Source organism: Pandoraea sp. B-6, from assembly GCF_000282835.1.
GTDB lineage: Bacteria > Pseudomonadota > Gammaproteobacteria > Burkholderiales > Burkholderiaceae > Pandoraea > Pandoraea cepalis.
This window is the reverse complement of the sequence record NZ_KB290542.1, coordinates 41416-45328: the sequence shown is the minus strand read 5'-3', so window position 1 is coordinate 45328 and position 3913 is coordinate 41416. Positions and strand designations below refer to the sequence as shown.

Below are 3913 nucleotides of genomic sequence, written 5' to 3'. Positions count from 1 at the left end.
CGGGGGGCCCAAGCCGCCGATGTCGTGCTCATCGCCGGCAAGGGACACGAAAGTACGCAGGAAATTATGGGTAAGAAAAGGCCGTTCTCCGATCAGGAGCATGCGCGTCTGGCACTCGCCGCGCGTGCGACCACCGTGCGCGGAGGTGGCGAATGACGATGATGTGGCAATTGAGCGATGCCCAGACCGCCGTTCGCGATTCGCACGTGACGGGCGCCCCAGCGACCGCCTTTGCGCGCATCGTGACCGACAGCCGCGCGGTGCAGCCGGGCGATCTCTTCGTGGCGATCCGGGGCGAGCGCTTCGACGCGCACGACTTCCTGGCCGACGTGGCGCGTGCCGGGGCGGCTGCGGTGGTCGCGTCGCGCGTGCCGGAAGGGTTCGCGACGCCGGCGCTCATCGTGCCCGACACGCGCATCGCGCTGGGCGAGCTGGCCGCTGCGTGGCGCCGCCGCTTCGCGATTCCCGTGGTCGCCGTCACCGGCAGTAACGGCAAGACGACCGTCAAGGAAATGATCTCGGCGATCTTCGCCGAGGCGGTGGGGGCCGAGGCGCGTCTGGCGACCGCCGGCAACCTGAACAACGACATTGGCCTGCCGCTCACGCTGTTCCGTCTGAACGGCAGCGACAAGCTGGCGGTGCTGGAGCTGGGCATGAATCACCCCGGCGAAACGGCGTACCTCGCGGCGATTGCACAACCGACGGTGGCCGTCATCAACAACGCGCAGCGAGAACATCAAGAGTTCATGGTGAGCGTGGCCGCTGTCGCCGAAGAGCATTCAGCCGTGCTGGCAGCGCTGTCCCACGACGGGGTTGCCGTATTCCCTGCGGAGAGCGAATTTGCGCCGATGTGGCGCGAGATCGCAGGCAAGCGCCGTGTGCTCGACTTCGCGCTCGATGGCCGCGCCGCTGTCTCCGGACGCTACGACGTCGCAACGCGCGTACTGCGTGTAACGTCGCCGGCCGGTGAGTTTTCGCTTGCATTGCCGCTGCTCGGTGAGCACAACGCGCGCAATGCGTTGGCTGCGATGGCCTGTGCGTTGGGTGCGCATGTCGACATTGGCTCGATCGTGCGGGCACTCGAAGGGTTTTCCGCCGTCAAAGGCCGTCTCCAGGTGTCAACGCTCTCCAGGGGGCCGCTCGCGGGTGTCACATTGATCGATGACACCTATAATGCGAACCCCGATTCGGTCCGCGCCGCGATCGACGTTCTGGCGCAGACGCCGGCCCCACGGGTGCTGGTGCTCGGCGACATGGGCGAAGTTGGCGACAACGGACCGGCGTTTCACCGCGAGGTGGGCGAGTACGCTGCCCAGCGCGGTATCGATCGTTTGCTCGCGATGGGCGACCAGACGACAGCCAGTGTCGCGGCCTTCGGCGACGGCGGCGAGCATTTTTCCGACGTGACGGATGTGGCGCCGCTCGTGGCCGAGCTGAATGCCACGTTGAGCGCGCCGGCCACGATATTGGTCAAGGGAAGCCGCTTCATGCGGATGGAGCGCGTGCTTGAGCAGTTGCGCGCGACGAGTGAAAGCGGGGGCGGCAACGCCCCTGCCAAGTGAAAAAGGATTGATGGAATGTTGCTGACGTTGGCGCAATGGCTGCAAGCGGATGCGAGCTATTTGCGCGTGTTCAACTACCTGACGTTTCGGGCCGTGATGGCAAGCCTCACGGCGCTGGTGATCGGGCTCGCGTTCGGGCCGATGGTCATCCGCAAGCTCGCCGAAATGAAGGTGGGCCAGGCGGTGCGTACCGATGGCCCGCAGACTCACCTTGTGAAGTCGGGCACGCCCACGATGGGCGGTGTGCTGATTCTCATCGGTATCACGGTCGCCACGCTGCTGTGGGCGGACCTGAGCAACCGCTTCATCTGGATCGTACTGACCGTTACGCTGGGCTTCGGCATCATCGGCTGGATCGACGATTACCGGAAGGTCGTCTACAAGGACCCCCGCGGCATGTCGTCGCGCGAGAAGTACTTCTGGCAGTCGATCATTGGCCTGTTCGCCGCGATCTATCTGGCGTTCTCTGTGTCGGAGACGAGCAATCTGAAGGTCTTCGAGCTGTTCATCAGTTGGGTGCGTAACGGCTTCCCGCTCGATCTGCCCCCGAAGGCGGACTTCATCGTGCCGTTCTTCAAGACGATGAGCTACCCGCTGGGCGTGTTCGGTTTCATTGCGCTCACGTACTTCGTCATCGTCGGCTCGTCCAACGCGGTGAACCTGACCGACGGTCTCGACGGTCTCGTCATCATGCCGGTCGTGCTGGTCGGCGCGGCCCTCGGCGTGTTTGCGTATGTGATGGGTAACGTCGTGTACTCGAAATACCTGCTGTTCCCGCATATTCCGGGCGCGGGCGAATTGCTCGTGTTCTGTTCGGCGATGTCGGGCGCGGGGCTTGCGTTCCTCTGGTTCAACACACACCCGGCCCAGGTGTTCATGGGCGACGTGGGGGCCCTGGCGCTCGGCGGCGCGCTCGGCACGGTGGCCGTGATCGTGCGTCAGGAAGTCGTGCTCTTCGTGATGGGGGGCGTGTTCGTGGTGGAAACGTTGTCGGTGATGCTGCAGGTGACCTGGTTCAAGTACACGAAACGGCGCTTCGGAGAAGGGCGACGCATCTTCAAGATGGCGCCGCTGCACCACCACTTCGAATTGTCCGGATGGAAGGAAACGCAGGTGGTGGTTCGCTTCTGGATCATCACGCTGATGCTGGTACTGATCGGTCTGTCGACGCTGAAGCTGCGCTGACGAGGCCCGGGGCCCGCGAAAAGGCGACCTTGTGAAATGACAATGTCGCCTTTTCGCAAAGCAGGACTCAAGGTAAGGCCGCTCGCGCCGATAGCGGAATATCGGTGACGTTGAGGTGATGCATTCGTCGGTGGTGTGAATCGATAAAAGGGAAAGAGCGACGTGTTCGGCGAGAAGTTTGGTGAATCCTGGCAACCGCGTGTCCTGATCCTGGGTCTGGGAGAGTCCGGCCTGGCGATGGCACGTTGGTGCGCGCGTTACGGCTGCCGTGTGCGGGCGGCCGACACGCGCTTTGCGTCGTCGGAGACACCGCCGAATGTTCTCGCCTTGCGTGCCGACGCCGCGCAGGCCGAATTCGTCGGCGGTGCATTCGGGGCGCAGGTCGATACGCTGCTCGCCGACATCGAACTGATCGGTATCAGCCCAGGCCTCTCGCCGCTCGCCGCCGATGTGGCGGCGCTGCTGACGGTGGCGGCCGAGCGGGGCATTCCCGTGTGGGGCGAGATCGAATTCTTCGCGCAGGCGCTGCGCCACATGCACGCGACGAGCGGCTACGCGCCCAAGGTGTTGGCCATTACCGGCACGAACGGCAAGACGACGACCACGAGTCTGACGGGGTTGCTGTGCCGTCGCGCCGGCAAGCGCACGGCGGTCGCGGGCAATATCAGCCCGACGGCGCTCGACCGTCTGAGCGAATGCATCGCCGACGCCACGTTGCCCGATGTCTGGGTGCTCGAACTTTCCAGCTTTCAGCTCGAGGCCACGCATTCCCTCGCGCCCGATGCGGCCGCGATTCTCAATATCACGCAGGACCATCTGGACTGGCATGGCGATATGGACGCCTATGCCAAGGCCAAGGCGCGCATTTTCGGTCCGCAGACCATTCGCGTGCTCAACCGCGACGATGCTCGCGTGATGGGTTTCGCCACGCCCGAAGCCAATGTCGTAACCTTCGGCACCGGCAAGCCCGAGGCCGTGGGCGACTTCGGCCTGGAGATGGAGGGCGGGATGTCGTGGCTGGTCGAGGGCTTCTCGCGCGACGACGCCCCGCCGGCGCCGAAGCGCCGCAAGGCCGGTGCCGTGGAGGCGACGCTCGAGGTGATCGGCAAACGCCTCATGCCCGCCGACGCGCTGCGCATCCGCGGTCAGCACAATGCCGCCAACGC

At 64.7% G+C, this 3913-nt stretch carries 3 protein-coding genes; all 3 read left to right on the top strand.

Translation table 11 applies throughout. From position 1 onward, the window contains the following. The first annotated feature begins 152 nt into the window (after nucleotides 1-152). Nucleotides 153-1562 (top strand): UDP-N-acetylmuramoyl-tripeptide--D-alanyl-D-alanine ligase, encoded by a 1410-nt coding sequence (gene murF / locus A985_RS0117965; RefSeq protein ID WP_017234758.1) that lies wholly within the window; start codon nucleotides 153-155, stop codon nucleotides 1560-1562. A 15-nt stretch (nucleotides 1563-1577) separates the two neighbouring features. Continuing rightward, entirely contained in the window at nucleotides 1578-2747 is a 1170-nt protein-coding gene (mraY, locus tag A985_RS0117960) for a phospho-N-acetylmuramoyl-pentapeptide-transferase (protein WP_017234757.1), read from the top strand. A gap of 162 nt (nucleotides 2748-2909) precedes the next feature. Further along, nucleotides 2910-3913: Mur ligase family protein (locus A985_RS26070; RefSeq protein ID WP_039830501.1), on the top strand; the 1004-nt coding region annotated here is incomplete at its 3' end.

Excerpts from the sequence above, each read along its gene's own strand:
- murF (WP_017234758.1), top strand. The coding sequence starts at position 153 with ATGACGATGATGTGGCAATTGAGCGATGCCCAGACCGCCGTTCGCGAT.
- mraY (WP_017234757.1), top strand. The coding sequence starts at position 1,578 with ATGTTGCTGACGTTGGCGCAATGGCTGCAAGCGGATGCGAGCTATTTG.